Here is a 19,814-nt window from a genome sequence, read left to right as displayed (position 1 = left end):
CCGATCGCGGCCTACGCGCCGCCGCAGCCGGTCGGCGAGGCCCTCATTGCGCAGCCGCCGCGCGACTATGTCGACACCGGCTATGCCGCGCGGATCGACCGTCCGAGCGGGGCGATCTGCATCACTGCGCCGCCTTCCGGCATCATGGCCGTCGGCGGCTATCGCTTCCTGTCCAACGATCTCCAGGAATGGGCTCGCCGGCTCGGCCAGGGTGCGCTGCTCACCGCCCTGCCCGACCGCCTCTCCGGCCACCGGCTGGCGGGACGGGCCCAGGACAATGCCCGCGCCCGCGAAGCGCTGAGCGAACTCGGGCTTAACCCCCTGATGGTCGAGGCCTTTCGCGACCGCTCCGGCCCGGCTTGACCGCAGTTTCGAGGGATACGTTGACGCCGCATTAAGGCGGTCGATCTAGATTGCGCGGAACCTGTTGCGTGATCAGAGCTTCTTAATGTCCCAGGCGGGTCCGATCCTGTTTGTGTCCAATACCGAGCGCCCCGCCTTCATCGCGGCGCTGGACGAGGCCCGGCTCTTTCCCGTGGTCGACACCGACTGGGCCAGCGCCGCGCGCGCCGTCGAGCAAGTGCAGCCGGCCGCCGTTCTCGCCGCGATGTCCGGCGGGCACGAGCCGCACATCGCCGTCTTCGCCAAGAAGATCGCCGGCCAGTCGCCCTATCTTCCCTTCGTCGCGATGGATGCTGCGGTGCCGCTGCCTCCCAACGCCCTGCCCTTCGCCACACGCGGCGGCACGCCCGATCGCCTGGTCGCGCGGCTGCGCGCCGCGCTGCGCGTGCGCACCCTTCATGCCACTGTGCTGCGCCGGCTGCCTGAAGTGACTGTCACGCTGCCGCAGGCCGATCCCGCGCGCGATGCCACCGTGCTGCTGATCGGCCGCGGCGCGGCCTATCCTGCGCTCTCGGTGGCACTCGGCGAACGCGTCGGCGTCATCGGCGCACTCTCGATCGAGGCCGCCGCAAAGCATCTCAACACCCGCGACCTCGACGGCGTCGTGCTCGCCGAAGGTTTCACGGCGCGCGTCACCGATGCCTTCCTGACCGTGCTCGCCGAGGACACCCGCTTCCGCAACCTGCCCGTCATCGTCACCGCGCACCAGCTCGCGCAGAGCTACGATCTGCCGAATCTCGAGCTGATCGCGGGCGAGCCGGCGAAGATCGCCGCCAATGCCCTGCCGCTGATCCGCCAGCATGCGATGGAAGCGCAGCTGAGCCGCACGCTGCGCTCAATCGATGCCGGCGGCTGGCTCGACCCGCGCAGCGGCCTGCTCACGGTGGAAGCCTTCGCCCGCGATTTCGCCAAGGCGGTCGAGCAGACGCTCGCCCGCGGCGGCGGCCTCTCCGTCGCCCGCTTCGCCTTCGATCCCAACAATCCCCGCGCCCAGCTCGACGCCGCCCGCATCCTCAGCCGCCTGATGCGGCAGATGGATTTTGGCACGGCGCAGAAGGATGGCTCGGTGATCGTGGTGTTCGCGGAGACCGACTTCCGCACCGCGCATATGATCGCCCGCCGCCTGTCCGCGGTGATGCGGCACACGTCCAACGGCAAGCACGAGATGCGCAGCGATCCCGTCGTCAGCGTGGACTCGCTGTCGCCGTCGGATACGGCGAGGTCGCTGCTGGCCCGGCTGTCGGCGGATGCCTCGAGGGCAGCGTCGTAGTTTTCTTGCACGCGGCCGCAACAAACACCGTAATTGCGAGCGAAGCGAAGGAATCCTGACTGCCTCAACGGATAGATTCTGGATTGCTTCGTCGCGAGCGCTCCTCGCAATGACGCGGTGAGAACGGGGGCCTACGCCGCCTTCTTGCTCTCGGCGAGTTGCGCCAGTTGCCGCATGATCTCGGTGGTGCCGGCAAGCCGCTCTTCCGGCGTCTCCCAGTCCTGCAGGAACACCACCTTCATGTCGGGTCGCACCTTGGCGGCCTGGCCGTGGCTGCGGATGAAAGTCACGAGGCGATCTGGATAGGCGAAGGAATTGTCGCGGAAGACGATGACCGCGCCCTTCGGGCCCGCGTCGATCTTCTCGACATTGGCCCGGCGGCAGAACGCCTTGATCGCGGCGACCTTGAACAGGTAGCGCACCTCGTCGGGCAGCACGCCGAACCGGTCGCGCATCTCGGCACCAAAGTTCTCGATCTCCTCCTCGGTGTCGAGGTCGGCGAGGCGCCGGTACAGCGACAGCCGCACCGAGAGATCGCTGACGTAATCCTCTGGGATGAGCACCGGCATGCCGATGGTGATCGACGGCGACCAGCGGTCGGCGGCGGGCTCGGAGACGCCGGCCTTGAGGTTGACGATCGCCTCCTCCAGCATCGATTGATAGAGCTCGAAGCCGACCTCCTTGATGTGGCCGGATTGCTCCTCGCCGAGCAGATTGCCGGCGCCGCGGATGTCGAGGTCGTGCGAGGCGAGCTGGAAGCCGGCGCCCAGCGTCTCCAGCGATTGCAGCACCGTGAGCCGGCGCTCGGCCTGCGCCGTGATCTTCTGCTGCGCCGGCAGCGTGAACAGCGCATAGGCGCGCAGCTTGGAGCGGCCGACGCGGCCGCGGAGCTGATAGAGCTGCGCGAGACCGAACATGTCGGCACGATGCACGATCAGCGTGTTGGCGTTGGGGATGTCGAGGCCGGACTCGACGATCGTGGTCGACAGCAGGATGTCGAACTTGCCGTCGTAGAACGCCGTCATGATGTCCTCGATCACCGCAGGCGGCATCTGCCCGTGCGCGACCGCGACCTTCATCTCCGGCACGTTCTTGTCGAGGAAGTCCTTGACCTCGGCGAGGTCGTCGATGCGCGGCACCACGTAGAACGCCTGGCCGCCGCGATAGCGCTCGCGCAAGAGCGCCTCGCGGATCATCAAGGGATCATGCGGGGCGACGAAGGTGCGCACCGCGAGGCGGTCGACCGGCGGCGAGGCGATGATCGAGAGCTCGCGCACGCCGGTCAGCGCCAATTGCAGCGTGCGCGGGATCGGCGTCGCCGACAGCGTCAGCACGTGCACCTCGGAGCGCAGCGCCTTCAACCGCTCCTTGTGGGTGACGCCGAAATGTTGCTCCTCGTCGACGATGACGAGGCCGAGATCACGGAATTTGATGGCCTTGCCGAGCAGCGCGTGGGTGCCGACGACGATATCGACCGAGCCGTCGGCGATGCCCTTCTTGACCTGGTTCAGCTCCTTGGTCGCGATCAGCCGCGAGGCCTGGGCCACATTCACCGGAAATCCCTTGAAGCGCTCGGTGAAGGTTTTCGCGTGCTGGCGCGCGAGCAGCGTGGTCGGCACCACGACCGCAACCTGCTTGCCTTCGAGCGCAACGGCAAAAGCCGCGCGGAGAGCAACCTCGGTCTTGCCGAAGCCGACGTCGCCGCAGATCAGGCGGTCCATCGGACGGCCGAGCTCGAGGTCTTTCAGGGTGGATTCGATGGCCCCTAACTGATCCTCGGTCTCGTCATAGGGGAAACGTGCGCAGAACTCGTCATAGAGACCTTGCTGCACCGGCAGCTTGGGTGCCTCGTGCAAATGGCGCGCGGCAGCGATCTTGATCAGCTCGCCCGCGATCTCGCGGATGCGGTTCTTCAGCTTGGCCTTGCGGGTCTGCCAGCCGCTGCCGCCGAGACGATCGAGCTCCACCGTGGTCTGGTCGGAACCGTAGCGGGACAGCAGCTCGATGTTCTCGACGGGCAGGAACAGCTTCGTCTCGGCGGCGTAATGCAGCTCGAGACAGTCATGCGGTGCGCCGGCGACGTCGAGCGTTTGCAGGCCGATGAAGCGGCCGATGCCGTGGTCGACGTGAACGACGATGTCGCCGGCCGTGAGGCTCGTCACCTCCGAGATGAAATTGTCGAGCTTGCGGCTGGCCTTGCGCGGCCGCACGAGGCGGTCGCCGAGAATGTCTTGCTCGCTGATGAGCGCGATCTCGTCGGTCTCGAAGCCGCTTTCGAGGCCGAGCACGGCGAGCATGGTCTCGTTGCGGGGCGTCGCCTGCACCGTCCGCCAGCTGTTGACGCTGGTGGTGTGGGCCAGCTTGTGGTCGCGCAGCATCGAAGTCATGCGGTCGCGCGAGCCTTCGGTCCACAGCGCGATCACGACTTTCTTGCGCTGGGCCTGCAGGGCCATCACATGTGCGACGACGGATTCGAACACGTTGACCGTGGTGTCGTTGCGCTCCGGCGCAAAGTCGCGGCCCTTGCGCGCACCGGCATCGACGACGCTGGTGCCGTCGGTCGGCACCGAGAACGGCGTCAGCCGCGCCAGCGGGATATCGCCGAGGCGCCTGCCCCACTCCTCCTCGGTCAGATAAAGCCGATCGGGCGGCAGCGGCTTGTAGATCGCGCCGCCACCGGGATGCTCCATCGCCTCGCGGCGCGCCTGGTAATAGTCGAGGATCTGCTTGAAGCGCTCGCGCACGGCGTCCTCGGCCTGCGGCTCGATCGCGACGGCTGCGCCTTGCAGATAGTCGAACAACGTGTCCATCCGGTCCTGGAACAGCGGCAACCAGTGCTCCATGCCGGGATGGCGGCGGCCTTCGCTGACAGCCTCGTACAGCGCATCGTCGCGCTCGGGCGCGCCGAACTCGGCGACATAGCCCATGCGGAAACGGCGGATGGTGTCGGTCACCAATTGGAATTCGGAGACCGGCACGAGATCGAGCGAGCGCATGTCGAGCAGCGTGCGCTGCGTCTCCGCGTCGAACGAGCGGATCGATTCCAGGCTGTCGCCGAAGAAGTCGAACCGCACGGGCTGGTCGAGGCCGGCCGGAAACAGATCCAAAATGCCGCCGCGCACCGCGTATTCGCCGGGCTCGCGCACAGTCGAGGAGCGGTTGTAGCCGTTGTGCTCGAGCCAGGCGACAACGGTGTCCATCGGCACCACATTGCCCGGCGCGACCGACAGCGCCTGCGCCGCGACGAGCTCGCGCGCGGGCACGCGTTGCACCACGGCATTCACCGTGGTCAGCACGATCAGCGGCTTGTCGCTGCCGGTGAGCGAGGCCAGCCGCGCCAGCGTGGTCAGGCGCTGGGCCAGGATGCCGCCATGCGGTGAGACGCGGTCATAGGGCTGGCAATCCCAAGCCGGGAAGGTCAGCACCGGCAGATCGGGCGCGAAGAAGCGCAAGGCGCGTTCGAGCGATTGCATCCGCGAACCATCGCGGCAGACCACGGCAAGACTGACCGCGGGCTTCTTCGGCCGCGCCGCGATGGCGCGGGCGAGATCGGAGACGACGAGGCCCTCGGCGCCCTCGGCGACATTGGCAAGCGTCAGCGCACGGCCGGGCGTCAGCAGCTCGGCCGGAGATTTCATGCCCTGCTTCATGCGTCGCGTTCCGCGATCGGGAACGCCTTGATGCGCGCGAACAGCGCGCCGGTGAAGTCGGCCGGCAGCACCTTGTCGCCCGTGATGGCGGCATAGAGATCGGGATCGTTGACCTCGAGCAGGCGTTCGAGCTCGCCGAGCTCGACATCCGACAGATTGCCGATCTCGGCATCGGCGAAGCGGCCGAGGATCAGGTCCATCTCGCGCGTGCCGCGGTGCCAGCAGCGGAACAGAAGCCGCTTGCGGCGGTCGTCCAGCCCGCTGCTCGATCGTGTCGTTCCCGTCATGTCTCAAATCCAGTCAAACGCAGAAAGCCCGGACGTGCCGGGCGGGGCTGATATAGCCACTCGAAGAGGTCATGTCAGCCCTTTGTTGTGGCAATTATTTATGGTCGTTGTTGCCGGGCTTGACCCGGCAATCCATCCTCTTGAATAGATGGGTGCGCGGGTCGAGCCCGCGCATGACGATTGTTGCACCGATGCGCCCCAGCCTGCTCAATCCGCTGTTTGCTCCCGTGACCAGCCTGTCCGGCGTCGGTCCGAAGCAGGAGAAGCTGCTGCAATACCTGCTCAGCCGGAGCGAGACGCCGCGGCTGGTCGATTTGCTGCTGCATCTGCCGAGCCAGGTCATCGACCGCCGGGCCCGGCCGAAGATCCGCGACGCGGTGCAGGGAACCATGGTGACGCTCGAGGTCACCGTCGATCGCCACCGCCCGCCCCCGCCGCGCAACGCGCGCGCGCCATATCTCGTCTACGCCAGCGACGATACCGGCGACGTCGTCCTGACATTCTTCCGCGCCAAGCCGGGCTATGTCGAGAAGCTGCTGCCGGTCGGCGAGAAGCGTTACGTCTCGGGCACGCTGCAGATGTATGACGGCATCCCCCAGATCGTGCATCCCGATCGCGTGCTCGACGAGGAGGCGATAGCAAAGGTCTCCGGCATCGACCCCATCTATCCGCTCACCGAAGGCCTCGCGCTGGGATCGCTGCGGCGAGCGATCGCGCAGGCGCTGCAGAAGCTGCCGGCCCTGCCGGAATGGATCAGTCCAGAGGTGATGCGCCGCTGTAGTTTTCCGCCGGTCGCGGAGGCGCTCAATCGCGTGCACCTGCCGGTCGAGCTCACGGACATCCTGCCGGACCAGCCGTTCTGGTCTCGCCTCGCCTTCGACGAGCTTCTGGCCGGCCAGCTCGCGCTGGGGCTGATCCGCGCGCAGTTGCGCCGCCCCGCCGGCGTTCGCAACGCCGGCGACGGACATCTGCGCAACAAGATCATCGACGCCCTGCCCTATGCGCTCACGCCGTCCCAACGCAGCGCTGCCGCAGCCATCGCCGACGATCTGAAACAGCCGGTGCGCATGCTCCGCCTGCTCCAGGGCGACGTCGGCTCCGGCAAGACCGTCGTGGCGCTGCTGGCGGCCGCGGCGGTCGCCGAGGTCGGCAAGCAGGCTGCGCTAATGGCGCCGACTGAGATTTTGGCGCGCCAGCACATCAAGACCATCGCCCCGCTCGCCGAGCGTGCGGGATTGCGCGTTGCGATCCTCACCGGGCGGGAAAAGGGCAAGGAGCGGCGCGAGCTCATCGCGCAGCTCGAAGCCGGCGAGATCGACCTGCTCGTCGGCACCCATGCGTTGATCCAGGACGATGTCATCTTCCGCGACCTTGCGCTCGCGATCGTCGACGAGCAGCACCGTTTCGGCGTCCGCGAGCGCCTCGCGCTGACCTCAAAGGGCGAAGCCGTCGACGTGCTGGTGCTGAGCGCAACCCCGATCCCGCGCACGCTAGTGCTGACCTATTTCGGCGACATGGACATTTCCGAGCTGCGCGAAAAACCGGCCGGGCGCCAGCCGATCGACACCCGCGCGGTCGCCATGAGCCGGCTCAGCGAAGTCATGGACGGCGTCGGCCGCGCACTCGAAGCCGGCAAGCTGGTCTACTGGATCTGCCCGCTGGTCGAGGAATCCGAGGCGGAGGGCACCGAGCACCTGACCAACGCCACCAAACGTTTCGAGAGCCTGCAAAAGCGTTTCGGCGACCGCGTCGGCCTCGTCCATGGCCAGATGAAGGGCACCGAGAAGGACCGCGTGATGGGCCAGTTCGCTGCCCACGAGATCGGGCTCCTGGTCGCGACCACCGTGGTCGAGGTCGGCGTCGACGTGCCCGCCGCGACCATCATGGTGATCGAGAATGCCGAGCGCTTCGGGCTTGCCCAGCTGCACCAGCTGCGTGGCCGCATCGGCCGCGGTTCGGAGGCCTCGACCTGCATCCTGCTCTACTCTGAGCCGCTCGGCGAGATGTCGAAGGCGCGTCTGAAGGTGATCCGCGAGACTACCGACGGCTTCCGCATCGCCGAGGAAGACTTGAAGCTGCGCGGCGAAGGCGACGTGCTGGGCGTCCGCCAGAGCGGTCTGCCCGGCTATCGCATCGCGCGTCCGGAGGTGCACGGCCAGCTCATCGCGCAGGCGAGAGACGAGGCGCTGCGCATCCTCAAGGACGATCCGAAGCTGAGGGGCGAGCGCGGCGAGGCGTTGCGGTGCCTGTTGTATCTGTACGAACGGGACGAGGCAATTCCGCTGATCGGTGCGGGTTAGCCCACCGCCCTGCGCCGCCCGATTTCGTACGCCGCCACATGCGCGCGGGCCAGATCCAAGAGCGGCGTATCGATGCCGAGCGTAAGGGCCCGATTGGCCATATCGCCCAGGATATGCTCCGCCTCGGTGATCGAACCGCGCTCGATATCGCGCAGCATCGAGGCCTTCAGCGGCGAACCCTGGGTGGTGAACAGCTTCCGGTCGAACTCGATGAACGGAGCGCGTGGCTCAAAACCTGAAGCCGTCGCGACAGCACAGCATTCCGCAAACAGACGGAAAATAAACTGCTCGCCGTTCGGCACGGCCAGGATGTCGCCGATGCTCGCGCGCATCAGGCAGGTGCTGCCGGCGACCGTGCTGAGCTGGACGAATTTCTCCCACATATCGTGCATGATCGTTTCGCTGGCGCGCACGTCGATGCCGGGAACCTGAAGCAGCGTCTCCAGCGCGAGCGCACGCTCGCTCAACATCCCCTCGATCTCGCCAAGAACAACCGTCTGATTGGCCATGAACTGAACGACACGACCGTCCGCATCGAGCCCGGCACTGACGTTCGCGAGCCCGCCGAGGACGCGCGCGGCGCCGAACCGGGCGGTCAGAGCGTCGATATGCTTCAACCCGTTAAGAATGGGCAGGACCATCGTGTGGGCACCGACGGCCGGCGCAAACTGGTCCATCGCGTCGTCGAGCGAGTAGGCCTTCACGCCGACGAGCACGACGTCGAACGGCTCCTTGAGATCGCGCGCCAGAAGAAGCTTCGGCTGCACGGCAAAGTCGCCGTGCGGGCTCACGACCTGCAATCCGTCCCGTCGCAATTGCTCCGCCCGCACGGGACGCACCAGAAAGGTCACGTCACCGCCCGCGCGAACCAGACAGGCTCCGTAATAACCGCCGAGAGCGCCCGCGCCGATGATCAAGACTCTCATTCGAACTCCTTTTGCGGAGGTACTGCGCCCGCAGAGACGATACCAGATGGGCCTCGCACCGTCTCCTCCCCGTCATTGCGAGCGAAGCGAAGGCGTGGCGCTACCGAGCCTGTCATCGAGGCTGAACGCCTGCAATATGGCACCGATTTTCCCGTCGTGCGCTTGAGACGCGACCGGAACGTCCAGGGTTCTCTGAAGTCGGTTTCAGCCAATTCGGAAGACTAGGCCTTCTTCTGCGCGATGCGCGCCGCAAACGCCTTCATCAGCTCCGCATCCACCGCCTCGCCCTTCGCATCCTCCGCCAGATGCTCGAACCATCGCGCAAAGCCCTCGTAGATCTGGCTGGCCGGATGCTCCGGTCCGAGGAATCCGGAAATCTCCCGCATCTCCGCGACCCAGCGGTAGGCTTTCGGGATCATGTCGGGCAGCGCGACTTCGAGCCGGGCCAGGATCGCGGGCTGGCTCAGCGCGAGCTCATCACGCAGCGCATCGGCCGCGCCCGCTTTCGTTGCCGCGACCACCATGGCCGAGCCGATGCCGGCGAGACCCTTGACGATGCCGGCGTAGGACATTTTGAGCGCGGAGGCCGCGCCGACCGGGCCTTCGACGATCCGCACGTCGAGGCCGAGATTCCCGAGCACGGCGACGTCCTTGGCGTGCTCGCCCGACATGTAGAAGGCCGGGCTCTTGCCGCCGGGCTGCGGCGGAAAACCGATGATGCCGCCATCGACGAACGGCGCCTGCGCCGAGCCGATGATCTCCTCGATCCCTCGCACCGTGTCGACGTTGACGGCGTTGCAGTCCACCACGACCGGCTTCTTTTCGCGGCGGACGATCAGCGCCGCGAGCCGTTCGGCGAGTGCCACGGCTTCGCCCGGCGGCACGATCGAAAGAATGATGTCGGCGTCCGCGATCGCTTCGTCAGCGGCGCCGATCATCCCGGCATCCGCTGCGCGTTTCAACGTCGCCTCGCTACGTCCTTTCAGGGACGTCAGCACGCGCGCGCCGTTTTCGCTGAGGCGGCGGGCCACGGCACTGCCCATGGCGCCGGGCGCGAGGATCGCGATGGTCTTCGACGTCGTCTTGGACATCTTGCACTCCAAATCGAATTCCGAGCGAGGCGCTCAGTTCGATCGGAGATTAGCAGAGGCTACCAACGCCTGCGTGAATGCGGCCATCCCGCGCGGGAATGGCCCTACTCCACTTTCGCAGGCTGAGCCTTGAGCGCCGACGCGTTGGCGATGCGCGCCGCGTTGGCCACGCCCGCGAGCGCGGCAGCCTTCTTCGGATCCGGCGCCGAGCCCGGCTGCACCACGCCGGCCGACATGATCAGCGTCGCGGCATCCTCGGCGGTGAGGTCGACCTCGATGATCCTGCTCTTCGGGACATAGAAGAAGAAGCCGGTGGTCGGGTTGGGCGAGCACGGCAGGAACACCGAGACGTGCTCTTCCTGTCCAGGCAGGCTGCGCGCGATGTCCTCGTTCGGCGATTGCGAGATCAGCACGATCGACCACATGCCGGGGGAAGGAAACTCGACCAGGCCCACTTTCCGGAAGCTCGACCCCTTGCCCGAGAACAACGTCTCGAACACCTGCTTCAAGCCACGATAGATCGCGCGCACCGCGGGGATGCGGCCGAGGAACGTTTCACCGACGTCGACCAGCGTCCGTCCGATCAGATTGGCGGCGAGGAAGCCGACCAGGGTCAACGTGAAGAATGCGACGACCAGTCCCCAGCCGGGAATGACGTAGGGCATATAGGTCTCGGGCCGGTAGGCGAGCGGCACGAACGGTCGCACCACGCCGTCGACCCAGGTGACGAACCACCACACGAGATAAAGGGTAATCGCGATCGGCCCCGTCACCACGAGGCCGGTCAGGAAATAATTGCGGAAACGGCCCATCAGGCCGGTATGCGGTTCCGGGAGGGGATCGAGGGGCGCAGGCGCGTCGTCGCGGGTGGTCATTCGGGTTCCAAGTCGGTCGCAGCACACAAGCTAGGGGCTTCTAGCAGGTTTTGGAAGACTGCGGCCGACCGTTATCCCTTCTGCCTATTCCACGGTCACCGATTTCGCGAGGTTGCGCGGCTGGTCGACGTCGGTGCCCATGACGACAGCAGTGTGATAGGCGAGCAATTGCACGGGAACGGCATAGACCATCGGCGTGAACGCCGCCGCCATGTCGGGCATGACGATGGTGACGAGGGACTCGACCGTCGCCTCTTCGGCGCCTTTGGCATCGGTCATCAGGATGATGTTGCCGCCGCGGGCGGCGACCTCCTGCATGTTGGATACCGTCTTCTCGAACACGCGGTCGTGGGGCGCAATGACCACCACCGGCATGGTCTCGTCGATCAGAGCGATCGGCCCGTGCTTGAGTTCACCGGCGGCATAGCCCTCGGCGTGGATGTAGGAGATCTCCTTCAGCTTCAGCGCGCCTTCGAGCGCGAGCGGGAAGCTGGTGCCGCGGCCGAGATAGAGCACGTCGCGCGATTTGGCGATCTCACGCGCGAGCTTCTCGATCTGGAGCTCGGTGGTGAGCGCATCCGACATCAGACGGGGAACCTCGACGAGGCCGTGGACGAGCTTGGTCTCGTCCTCGTCGGACAGCTCACCGCGCGCCTTGCCGGCCGCGATCGCAAGGTTTGCCAGCACCATGAGCTGGCAGGTGAAGGCCTTGGTCGAGGCGACGCCGATCTCGGGGCCCGCGAGCGTCTGCAGCACGGTCTCGCTCTCGCGCGCGATCGTCGAGGTCGGCACGTTGACGACGGCTACCGTGTGCGCGCCCTCGGCCTTGGCGTAACGCAACGCCGCCAGCGTGTCGGCGGTCTCGCCGGACTGCGAGATGAAGATGGCGAGATCGCCCTTGCGCAAGGGCGCCTCGCGATAGCGGAATTCGGAGGCGACATCGACCTCGACCGGCAGGCGCGCAAAGCGCTCGAACCAGTACTTGGCGACGAAGCCGGCATAGCTCGCGGTGCCGCAGGCGGTGATATTGATGCGCTGGATGGTGTTGAAGTCGAACGGCAGCTTCACCGGCAGCGCGACGCGCTCGGTCGCCATGTCGACATAGCGCGCCAGGGTGTGGCCCACCACCTCCGGCTGCTCGTGGATCTCCTTGGCCATGAAGTGGCGGTAATTGGCCTTGTCGACCAGCGAGGTCGAGGCGGCGTGCCTGATCTTGTCGCGCTGGACGGGGTGGCCATCCTTGTCGAAGATCGTGGCGCTCTTGCGCGTCAGCACGACCCAGTCACCGTCCTCGAGGTAGCTGATCGTGTCGGTGAACGGTCCTAGCGCGATGGCATCCGAGCCGAGATACATCTCGCCGTCGCCATAGCCGATCGCGAGCGGCGGGCCGTTGCGGGCGCCGATCATGAGGTCGTCGTCGCCGGCGAAGATGAAGCCCAGCGCGAAGGCGCCGCGCAAGCGCGACAGCGTCAGCTTGACGGCCTCGACCGGCTTGTTGCCGCGCGCGAGCAGATCGTCGACGAGGTGCAGCACGATCTCCGTGTCGGTCTCGGTGTGGAACACCGTGCCCTTCTTCTCGAGCTCCTCACGCAGCTCGCGGAAATTCTCGATGATGCCGTTGTGGACCACGGCCACGCGCTCGGTCGCATGCGGATGGGCGTTGTTGACGGTCGGCTTGCCGTGGGTGGCCCAGCGGGTATGGCCGATGCCGGTGGTGCCCTTCAGGGGCTCGGCTTCGAGCCGCCTCTCCAGATTCCTCAGCTTGCCCTCGGCGCGGCGGCGCTCCAGCTGCTTGCCTTCGAGCGTGGCGACGCCCGCGGAATCATAGCCGCGATATTCGAGACGTTTGAGCGAATCCACCAATTGCTCTGCAACCGGCCCGCGCCCGAGAATGCCGACAATTCCGCACATGCGGATCAATATCCCCCAAATCGTCGAAAAATCGCCTAAACGACACGCTCGGCTTTTAGCGAGATTCCGAGGGAACCAGATACTCAATAATTATTGCTGATTGAGACAGCATGGGGCCCGCGATTTCTGCTTCGCCTGCCTCGGTTGGCCGGCCTTAAACCGCACGCGTTAACTCATTGTCAATGAATTTGACCAACGCTTCCACCCGGGAGTGGAAGATCATGAAGGACTCGTCCGACCGCAAAGGGCTGTCGCCGATCTACCTGCACGCCAGCGAGACCACAGGTACGCATCTGTCGCACTGGCCGCCGCCCTTGCGTGCCAAGGAGCGGGGGAAGGAATCCAAGCCCGTCCTCGTCAGTCAGACCGCCAGCGAGCCGGCAAAGCGCGCCGGGCCGCGCGGATGGCGCTTGCAGCGCGCGATGTTCTCGAAGGTCGACGAAGACGACTAGCGCCGCTCACTTCTCCGGCTTCTTGCCCCCCGTCTTCAGCTCGCGATAGCGCACCGCGCCGCCTTCCCGGATGGTCTGCTGGTTGCGCTCGAGCGCCATGGCGTCGTCGGGCACGTCCTTCGTGATCACCGAGCCCGAGCCGATATAGGCGCCGTTGCCGATCTTCACCGGCGCGACCAGCGAGGAATTGGTGCCGACGAAGGCGCCCTGCCCGATGATCGTCTTGTGCTTCTTGAAGCCGTCGTAGTTGCAGGTGATGGTTCCGGCGCCGATGTTGGAATTGGCGCCGACGGTGGCGTCACCGATATAGGAGAGATGGTTGACCTTGACGCCAGCCTCCAGCGTTGCCGCCTTGGTCTCCACGAAATTGCCGATCCGTGCGCCATCGCCCAGCGACGTGCCCGGACGCAGTCGCGCATAGGGGCCGATCGAAACCTTCTTGCCGAGCGTGGTCTCGACGATATGCGAGAACGAGTGGATGACCGTGCCGTCGGCAATCGACACGCCGGGTCCGATCACCACGAACGGCTCGATGGTGACGTCCTTGCCGAACACGGTGTCGGCGGACAGATACACCGTCTCCGGCGCGATCAGCGTGACGCCGGCCTCCATCGCCGCTTTGCGCAGGCGCGCCTGCATCACGCCTTCTGCTTCCGCGAGCTGCGCCTTGGTGTTGATGCCGCGCACCTCGTCTTCGCTGGTTTCGATCACCACGGCCTCCCATCCCTTGTCGCGGACGATACCGACTGCGTCCGTCAGATAATATTCGCCCTTGGAATTGGCATTGCCGATTTGTCCAAGTATCTCGAGCGCGCGGCGGCCATCGATCGCCATCACGCCGGCATTGCACAGATCGATCTTGCGCTCGGCTTCACTGGCATCGGCCTGCTCGCGGATCGCGACCAGGCGGTCGCCCTCGACGATGAAGCGGCCATAGCCGGTGGGATCGGCGGCCCGAAAACCGAGCGCCGCGATGGCGGCGCCCCTGGCCAGCGGTGCGCGCAGCCGCGCGAAGGTTTCGGCCGAGATCAGCGGCGTGTCACCGAACGCGATCAGGAGATCGTCCACGCCCCGCGCGATCGCCTCGCGCGCGGCCAGCACCGCATGCGCGGTGCCGAGCCTCTCGGCCTGCACGAAGGTGAGCGCGTCGGGGCGGATGCGCTTCGCCTGATCGGCCACGGCCTGATGGTCGGGGCCGATCACGACGGCGAGCGCGGTGCCGGTTCCCGTCGGTGCGGCGGCGAGCACATGGGCGAGCAGGCTCTGATGTGCGACGGGATGCAGCACTTTCGGCAGGCTCGATCGCATGCGCGTGCCTTCGCCGGCGGCGAGCACGATCGTGAGGCTGGAGCGGGCGGTCATCGAAATCCTGTCAGATAAGCCGAATCAATGGTGCGGCGGACGGCAAGCCGCCCTGATGCTAACGTCTTAGCTACCCCCGCAAACGCCCGGAATTCAAGTGCATCGGGGTTTTCCTGTTAATGTTCCCTGATTGATTCGGGGCTGGGCACTTAACGTTCATGGCAAAGGATTCCGACCCACTGGCGGATGCCTTCGACACCAAGGAGACCGGCGGGCTGTTCTCCGGACTTTTGGCCGAGGAAAGCGCGTTCGACCGCCGCATGATGTGGCGACTGGGCTCGTGGGGCGTGGCAGCCGTGGCAGCCGTCGTCGTCGCCGTGATGGCCAATCAGGCTCATCTCGGCTGGCGGCGCGACCAGGTTGCCTCCGCCGATCTCGCGCGCCAGGCCGACCGGCTCCAGTTGCTGACCAAGGAGAGCCAGAACGAAGCACGCCGGCTCGCCGCTGCCATCGAGACGCTGAACAGCGACCGCGACCGGCTCTATTCGCGCGTCACGGTGCTGGAGCAGGGCATCGATTCCGTCACCGGTGCCATCGCCAAGCAGGCGGCCACCCCGCCGCAGGCCGCTACGACAGTGAAGCCGCAGGATGCAGCGCCGGCGCCCGCAGCTCCCAGCGTCGCGCCGGTGACCTCGACGCCGGCGCCGGCCAGCGAGAAACCGCGCATCGAGGCCAACGCCTCGAAGGATGCGCCGAAAGAAGTTTTGAAGGAGGCGCCGACCCCGCCGCTGCAGACTGCGGCCGCCGCCTCGCTCATGCAGCAGCAGTCGGCCCTGAATTCGGCGCTGCCGACTATTCCGCTGGTGCCCTCCAAGTCGATCATGGCGCCGCCGGATGCCGCCGCGTCGAAACTGATTCAGCCCGAATCGACTGAGAAGACCGCGGAGAAGCCAGCTGACAAGGCCGCGGAGAAGAAGGCCGAGCCCGCTGCTGCCCCGACCGAGGTTGCTGCGGCCGCAACCAAGCCGCCTGAAGCAGCCGAAACCGAATCTCCAGCGATCGCGGTCCAGCAGACGCGCTTTGCGCTCGACCTCGGCGGTGCCAATTCGATCGACGGACTGCGCGCGCTGTGGCGCGGCGTGACCAAATCCAATCCGGAAGTTGGCGCATTGCGGCCGATCATCATGATCAAGGAAGGCGCCACCGGCCTCGGCATGCAGCTCCGGCTCGGGGCCGGCCCCCTGATCAACGCTGCCGCCGCGGCAAAGCTCTGCGCGGGCCTGACCGCGAACGAGCGCCATTGCGAGACCACCGTGTTCGACGGCCAGCGCCTGTCGATGCGCGGCGGGCCAGAGAAGTCGGAGAAGAGTCAGGACCGCGTCCAGGACAAGAACGCCGAGAAGAATCAGGACGCCGTCCCGCAAGCCGAAACCGCGCCAGCGCCCAGCGCCAAGCCGGACAAACGCCGCCGCAGCTACTCCTCGAAGCGCTCGTCGAAGCGTGAGGAGCCCGCGCCCGCCGCCCCTGCGGCGCCTCAGCCCGCGCCAGCGAAGCCGGAGGCCTCTGCATCTGCGACATCGACCTTGTCCTCTTTCTTCAGGCGGTAGTGTTGCGACCGCCACAGGCAGCGCTGCGAGCATGCGACCATCGGACGCTTGGACGTGAGCCGCGCTTTCCGCGCAAGTTCGCGCATCCCCCGACGCGCCCGATGGTCGCCCTCCCCCAAGACATGCGTGCCCGATGAACGAACTGGATGATGTGCTGAGACTTCTCGTTGCCGCGGCGACAGGGCTGGTGATCGGCATCGATCGCGACATGAACGACAAGCCCGTGGGCATGCGCACCCTGGCGCTGGTGGCCTTGGGCTCTGCGCTGATCTCGATTTCCGTGATCGAGTTTCAGAATCTGCGCGACCATCCGGATGCGATCTCGAGGGTGATCCAGGGCGTCGTTACCGGCGTGCTGAGCGGCGTCGGATTCATTGGTGCGGGCGTCATCCTGCACGACGTCAAGGCCAAAACGGTTCATGGCCTCACCACGGCGGCGACGGTCTGGATCGCTGCCGGACTTGGCATAGCCTGCGCGTTGGGTGCCTGGATGCTGGTCGGCGCCGCCATCGCAGTCACATTATTCGTGCTGTTCGCGCTCAGCTGGCTCGAACGCCGCCTCGGATTGAAATAGTTCCGAAAGCGACTATTCGCATCGGTAGAACGAGACGAGCGCAGCTCTCCGGACGACGGAGATCGGATTTCTCGAACAACTGCGCAGGCCATCACTATTCCATGCGCGCCTTCTCCTTCAGATCACGAATGCGCATCTCCGCTTCGTCCTTGGACTGCACGATTTCCGACCAGTCCTCGACCCGCGCTTCCTTGCTCAGCTTCTTGAGCTCGTCCAGCTGCTCCTGGGTTGGCTTGTCCATGCTCGCTCCTCGAAGACACCTGCGTTAGACGTCACGACATCCAGAACCGGCCAGCCCGGCGCGTGTTCCTGGAGGATGCATGGCCGGCCGTATGGAACAGAAACATCATGCTGCCCTGTTGCCTGCCCGCGCCATCCCGACCATATTGCCCGCATGACTAAAAAGCCTTTCCGCCTCACGCCCTACCAGGTGCAGTTCCTGATCGTCGTCGGCTTTGCCAGCGTCGGCATTGCGTTCTATCTGCGCTACCTCGCGATCGAATTGTCCCAAGTTGCGCTCGCCTGCGACGCCGGGCTTCAGACCATGACCTGCAAGGCGCGCTCGGTCGCGACCGTGCTGTTCAAGAACTCGGTGTTCGGGATCGTGGCGCTGGTGGTGGCGACATTGAACCTGATGCGGCCGTCGATCGTGCTGCTCACCGTCGGCGTCATCGCCGCGGGCCTCGGCATCGTGCTCTACAACGTCGTGCTGTCGGGCCTTGCGATCGGCCTGTTCATTCTTGGATTTGCTCGGCCCGCGCCCGCCACAGCGTGAGCGCGAACAACAGGTAGATCGCGCAGGTCCACAGCGACTGCCAATTGTCGCGGCCTTCGTTGAAGAGCACGAAGACGGCCGACAGCGCCAGCAGCCCTGCGAACACCGCCTCCGCAATCGGCCGTTGGCCGATCTGCGGCCGGTTCAGCATCAAAAGCGCGAACGGCACCACCGCCATCGTCAGCGACGCGTAGGGGAAATCCTTGTAGCGCGGGTCGAACACGAAGCCGAGCGCCGTCGCGGCCGCGATCACCGCCGTCACCGCCAGCGTCAGGCCGAGAACCGCCGTGAGCTTCGACCATTTGCGGCCCTCGCGCGGGCCGAGCAGGTCGAGGAAGGTCGGAAGACTGCGGCCGATCACCATGGCCTGCGCGCAGAAGATCGGCGACAGGATACCGGCGAGCAGCAGCGCGCCCCAGAGCAGCCAGCCGCCGATGCCGTAGCTCTCGTAATACATCTTGTCGGCGCCCACCCCGAGCAGGATGCCTGCCGTCGTGGCCGAGATGCCGACGCCGAGCCAGGCCGAGAAACGCGGCGTCCAGGGCCGCCGGCGCAGCGTGATCAGCGCAACCGCAAACACCAGCACGCTGAGCCCCATGCCGGCGCCCATGTACCATTTCCAGTACGGGAAATTGCTGATCGGCTCGCCCGGCGGATATTTCAGATTCCGCCGCACCGAATCGTAAAGGCCCCAATAGCCGCCGACCGTGCCCTCCAGCTTGCGCTTCCACGGCTGGTCGTAGGACTCGATCAGGTTGACGCGGAATTTCTGGGCCTTTGCGAGCGCCAGGATCTCGGACACCACCCGCGCCTGGTTGGTGCGCGACGGCAGCGCGCCCTCGCGCATGCGTCCCGCGCTCGGCCAGCCAGTCTCGCCGATCAGGATCTCCTTGCCCGGAAACGCCACCGCCATGCGCTCGCGGATCGTCTCCACATGGGCGCTGGCGAATTTCGCCCTCACCGGGATGTCCTCCCAATAGGGCAGGATGTGGATCGTGACGAAGTCGACGGAATCATAAACCTCGCGGTTCTTCAGCCAGAACTCCCAGACATCGGCGTAAGTGACGGGAACGCTGACCTGGGACTTCACCAGGCGGATGAGGGAGACGAGGTCCGCCGTCGTCATTTCGCCGCGCAGCAGCACCTCGTTGCCGACAATGACCGCGGTGATGATCTCCGGAAATTGCTTGGTGAGGCGGATCGCAAGTCCGGCCTGCTCGTAGTTCTTGGTGCGGTTGCTGGAGAGCCAGATGCCCTGCAGCACCTTCAGGCCGCCGACCTTGGCGGCGATCGCCGGCACCTGGTCGAGCCCGTTCTCCATCGAATAGGTGCGGACGCAGTCGGTGATCTCCTTGAGCTGGCGCAGATCCTGCTCGATCTGCTCGGCGTCGATATGGGTCCACGGCTCCAGCGGCGTCTGCTCGCCGCGGAACGGTGCATAGGAGACGCACTGGACTTTATCGGCGGGATCGATCGGGGCGCGCGCGAGCGTGATCGGCGTCGCCAACCACCACCACACGGCAGCAATCGCACCCAATGAAACGAGCAGAAGCGCCAGTGGCGTACGAAGAGAAATCGGTTCCGTCCTCCGCGAAGGGTCCGTCGATTACCTGCTTGCACGCCGTCTGCCAAGGGGGTGTCCAAATGCCGATCCGCCTGCGGATCCGCGCCTCTCCCGGCCAAACCGGCTGCGGCCGTTCGACCGGGGCCTAGCATCGTGACTTTGCTGGACAAAATTCCAAATACAGGTCATGGACTCCGAAAGACTTTTCCGCCGCATTGGAGACCCATTTGGACGCCATCACCGGCATGTCCGCGGGATCCTGACGCGGGCGGCCAGCGGATACATTGGGGAATTCATGCGGCAACGGGTGTTTGAGTCACGAAATGCGGTCCTGCGGCAGTTCGCCGCCACCTTGGCCGTCTCCTCTCTCCTCGTTCTCGCCGGTCTCGGTGGCGCCTCCGCCCAGAGCGGCACTCCCACCCCCGATCAGGGCAAGGCTGCCGCCCAGCCCGCCGACGCCGCCGCCAAGGACGCCGCCCAGAACCAGCGCCGCACCGATGAATTCGCGGAAGCGGCCCAGGTCATCAATGGCCCCGCCGGCAATCCCGAATGCGTCTGGCTCGGCCGCCGCGTGGTGCGGCTGATGTGGCGGGACGACCTCGATACCGCGTTCCGTCATCTCGACCTCTACGACCGTTTCGGCTGCCCGGGCGGCCACATCCAGGCTGCGTTCCGTTGCCTGACTCGCTTCGGCGGGCAGATCGACCCCAAGGTCGCCGAGACCCTGGACAGCCGCGTGCACGCCTGCTGGATCAATCCGGCCGCCCAGCCGCAGCAGGCGGCGGCGAGCACCTCCCCGCCGGCCGCGCCCGCGGCCAACAATGCGCA

Annotated in this window: 16 protein-coding genes and 1 pseudogene; 8 read left to right on the top strand and 9 right to left on the bottom strand. The window is 66.0% G+C overall.

The window, feature by feature from the left end; translation table 11 throughout:
• Window positions 1–363, top strand: a pseudogene (locus SE91_RS14450) (long-chain fatty acid--CoA ligase); the annotation flags it as partial.
• Between the two features lie 85 nt (window positions 364–448).
• Entirely contained in the window at window positions 449–1,672 is a 1,224-nt protein-coding gene (locus tag SE91_RS14445; protein ID WP_061848044.1) for a hypothetical protein, read from the top strand.
• Window positions 1,673–1,803: 131 nt separating this feature from the next.
• Here SE91_RS14445 and mfd read toward each other — a convergent pair whose 3' ends face one another.
• Window positions 1,804–5,322 carry a transcription-repair coupling factor gene (gene mfd / locus SE91_RS14440; RefSeq protein ID WP_061848043.1) on the bottom strand — a complete coding sequence of 1,173 codons (3,519 nt, stop codon included), beginning with the start codon at window positions 5,320–5,322 and terminating at the stop codon, window positions 1,804–1,806.
• Window positions 5,319–5,609, bottom strand: a complete 291-nt coding sequence (locus SE91_RS14435) for an FAD assembly factor SdhE (protein ID WP_061848042.1) — start codon at window positions 5,607–5,609, stop codon at window positions 5,319–5,321. Before SE91_RS14435 ends, mfd begins: the two co-directional genes overlap by 4 nt.
• A 191-nt stretch (window positions 5,610–5,800) precedes the next feature.
• Between SE91_RS14435 and recG the strand changes: the two genes are divergently transcribed.
• Entirely contained in the window at window positions 5,801–7,909 is a 2,109-nt protein-coding gene (gene recG, locus SE91_RS14430; RefSeq protein ID WP_061848041.1) for an ATP-dependent DNA helicase RecG, read from the top strand.
• Here the strand turns inward: recG and panE are convergent.
• From panE to glmS, 4 genes are all read right to left on the bottom strand, one after another.
• Window positions 7,906–8,835 carry a 2-dehydropantoate 2-reductase gene (gene panE, locus SE91_RS14425; protein ID WP_061848040.1) on the bottom strand — a complete coding sequence of 310 codons (930 nt, stop codon included), beginning with the start codon at window positions 8,833–8,835 and terminating at the stop codon, window positions 7,906–7,908. The genes recG and panE overlap by 4 nt on opposite strands.
• Before the next feature lie 221 nt (window positions 8,836–9,056).
• The gene (locus SE91_RS14420; RefSeq protein WP_061848039.1) at window positions 9,057–9,926 is read right to left on the bottom strand and encodes an NAD(P)-dependent oxidoreductase; all 870 of its coding nucleotides are present in this window, start codon (window positions 9,924–9,926) and stop codon (window positions 9,057–9,059) included.
• 104 nt (window positions 9,927–10,030) lie between these two features.
• Window positions 10,031–10,801 carry a DUF502 domain-containing protein gene (locus SE91_RS14415; RefSeq protein ID WP_008563750.1) on the bottom strand — a complete coding sequence of 257 codons (771 nt, stop codon included), beginning with the start codon at window positions 10,799–10,801 and terminating at the stop codon, window positions 10,031–10,033.
• Between the two features lie 84 nt (window positions 10,802–10,885).
• A complete protein-coding gene (glmS, locus tag SE91_RS14410) occupies window positions 10,886–12,712 on the bottom strand; it encodes a glutamine--fructose-6-phosphate transaminase (isomerizing) (protein WP_061848038.1) in 1,827 nt (608 codons plus the stop codon).
• Window positions 12,713–12,933: 221 nt separating this feature from the next.
• On the opposite strand from glmS, the gene SE91_RS14405 reads away from it, so the two are divergent.
• A complete protein-coding gene (locus SE91_RS14405; protein WP_060736110.1) occupies window positions 12,934–13,164 on the top strand; it encodes a hypothetical protein in 231 nt (76 codons plus the stop codon).
• Between the two features lie 6 nt (window positions 13,165–13,170).
• Here SE91_RS14405 and glmU read toward each other — a convergent pair whose 3' ends face one another.
• On the bottom strand, window positions 13,171–14,526 hold the full coding sequence (glmU, locus tag SE91_RS14400; RefSeq protein WP_061848037.1) for a bifunctional UDP-N-acetylglucosamine diphosphorylase/glucosamine-1-phosphate N-acetyltransferase GlmU: 1,356 nt from the start codon (window positions 14,524–14,526) through the stop codon (window positions 13,171–13,173).
• Window positions 14,527–14,684: 158 nt separating this feature from the next.
• On the opposite strand from glmU, the gene SE91_RS14395 reads away from it, so the two are divergent.
• Window positions 14,685–16,073: a hypothetical protein gene (locus SE91_RS14395; protein ID WP_061848036.1), complete on the top strand. Its 1,389-nt coding sequence runs from the start codon at window positions 14,685–14,687 to the stop codon at window positions 16,071–16,073.
• 133 nt (window positions 16,074–16,206) lie between these two features.
• Window positions 16,207–16,647, top strand: a complete 441-nt coding sequence (locus SE91_RS14390) for an MgtC/SapB family protein (protein ID WP_061848035.1) — start codon at window positions 16,207–16,209, stop codon at window positions 16,645–16,647.
• 94 nt (window positions 16,648–16,741) lie between these two features.
• Here the strand turns inward: SE91_RS14390 and SE91_RS36255 are convergent, their stop codons facing one another.
• Window positions 16,742–16,888, bottom strand: a complete 147-nt coding sequence (locus SE91_RS36255; protein WP_156489614.1) for a hypothetical protein — start codon at window positions 16,886–16,888, stop codon at window positions 16,742–16,744.
• Window positions 16,889–17,041: 153 nt separating this feature from the next.
• Between SE91_RS36255 and SE91_RS14385 the strand changes: the two genes are divergently transcribed.
• On the top strand, window positions 17,042–17,422 hold the full coding sequence (locus SE91_RS14385; protein ID WP_060736113.1) for a hypothetical protein: 381 nt from the start codon (window positions 17,042–17,044) through the stop codon (window positions 17,420–17,422).
• Here SE91_RS14385 and SE91_RS14380 read toward each other — a convergent pair.
• Window positions 17,382–18,941, bottom strand: a complete 1,560-nt coding sequence (locus SE91_RS14380) for a glycoside hydrolase family 17 protein (protein WP_061851126.1) — start codon at window positions 18,939–18,941, stop codon at window positions 17,382–17,384. The two genes, SE91_RS14385 and SE91_RS14380, sit on opposite strands and share 41 nt — an antisense overlap.
• Window positions 18,942–19,281: 340 nt before the next feature.
• On the opposite strand from SE91_RS14380, the gene SE91_RS37055 reads away from it, so the two are divergent.
• Window positions 19,282–19,814, top strand: a 533-nt coding sequence (locus tag SE91_RS37055) for a hypothetical protein (RefSeq protein ID WP_061848034.1), incomplete at its 3' end; no start/stop codon positions are given.

The sequence above is a fragment of the Bradyrhizobium sp. DOA1 genome (genome assembly GCF_001593325.1).
Lineage (GTDB): Bacteria > Pseudomonadota > Alphaproteobacteria > Rhizobiales > Xanthobacteraceae > Bradyrhizobium.
This window is presented reverse-complemented; position numbering and strand designations above follow the sequence as displayed.

Bases quoted from the DNA above. Each gene is read 5' to 3' on its own strand.
- SE91_RS14385 (WP_060736113.1), top strand. From the start codon at position 17,042: ATGACTAAAAAGCCTTTCCGCCTCACGCCCTACCAGGTGCAGTTCCTG.
- SE91_RS14420 (WP_061848039.1), bottom strand. From the start codon at position 9,926: ATGTCCAAGACGACGTCGAAGACCATCGCGATCCTCGCGCCCGGCGCC.
- glmU (WP_061848037.1), bottom strand. From the start codon at position 14,526: ATGACCGCCCGCTCCAGCCTCACGATCGTGCTCGCCGCCGGCGAAGGC.
- SE91_RS14445 (WP_061848044.1), top strand. From the start codon at position 449: ATGTCCCAGGCGGGTCCGATCCTGTTTGTGTCCAATACCGAGCGCCCC.
- SE91_RS14390 (WP_061848035.1), top strand. From the start codon at position 16,207: ATGAACGAACTGGATGATGTGCTGAGACTTCTCGTTGCCGCGGCGACA.
- SE91_RS14395 (WP_061848036.1), top strand. From the start codon at position 14,685: ATGGCAAAGGATTCCGACCCACTGGCGGATGCCTTCGACACCAAGGAG.
- SE91_RS36255 (WP_156489614.1), bottom strand. From the start codon at position 16,888: ATGGACAAGCCAACCCAGGAGCAGCTGGACGAGCTCAAGAAGCTGAGC.
- recG (WP_061848041.1), top strand. From the start codon at position 5,801: ATGCGCCCCAGCCTGCTCAATCCGCTGTTTGCTCCCGTGACCAGCCTG.
- mfd (WP_061848043.1), bottom strand. From the start codon at position 5,322: ATGAAGCAGGGCATGAAATCTCCGGCCGAGCTGCTGACGCCCGGCCGT.
- panE (WP_061848040.1), bottom strand. From the start codon at position 8,835: ATGAGAGTCTTGATCATCGGCGCGGGCGCTCTCGGCGGTTATTACGGA.
- SE91_RS14435 (WP_061848042.1), bottom strand. From the start codon at position 5,609: ATGACGGGAACGACACGATCGAGCAGCGGGCTGGACGACCGCCGCAAG.
- glmS (WP_061848038.1), bottom strand. From the start codon at position 12,712: ATGTGCGGAATTGTCGGCATTCTCGGGCGCGGGCCGGTTGCAGAGCAA.
- SE91_RS14415 (WP_008563750.1), bottom strand. From the start codon at position 10,801: ATGACCACCCGCGACGACGCGCCTGCGCCCCTCGATCCCCTCCCGGAA.
- SE91_RS14405 (WP_060736110.1), top strand. From the start codon at position 12,934: ATGAAGGACTCGTCCGACCGCAAAGGGCTGTCGCCGATCTACCTGCAC.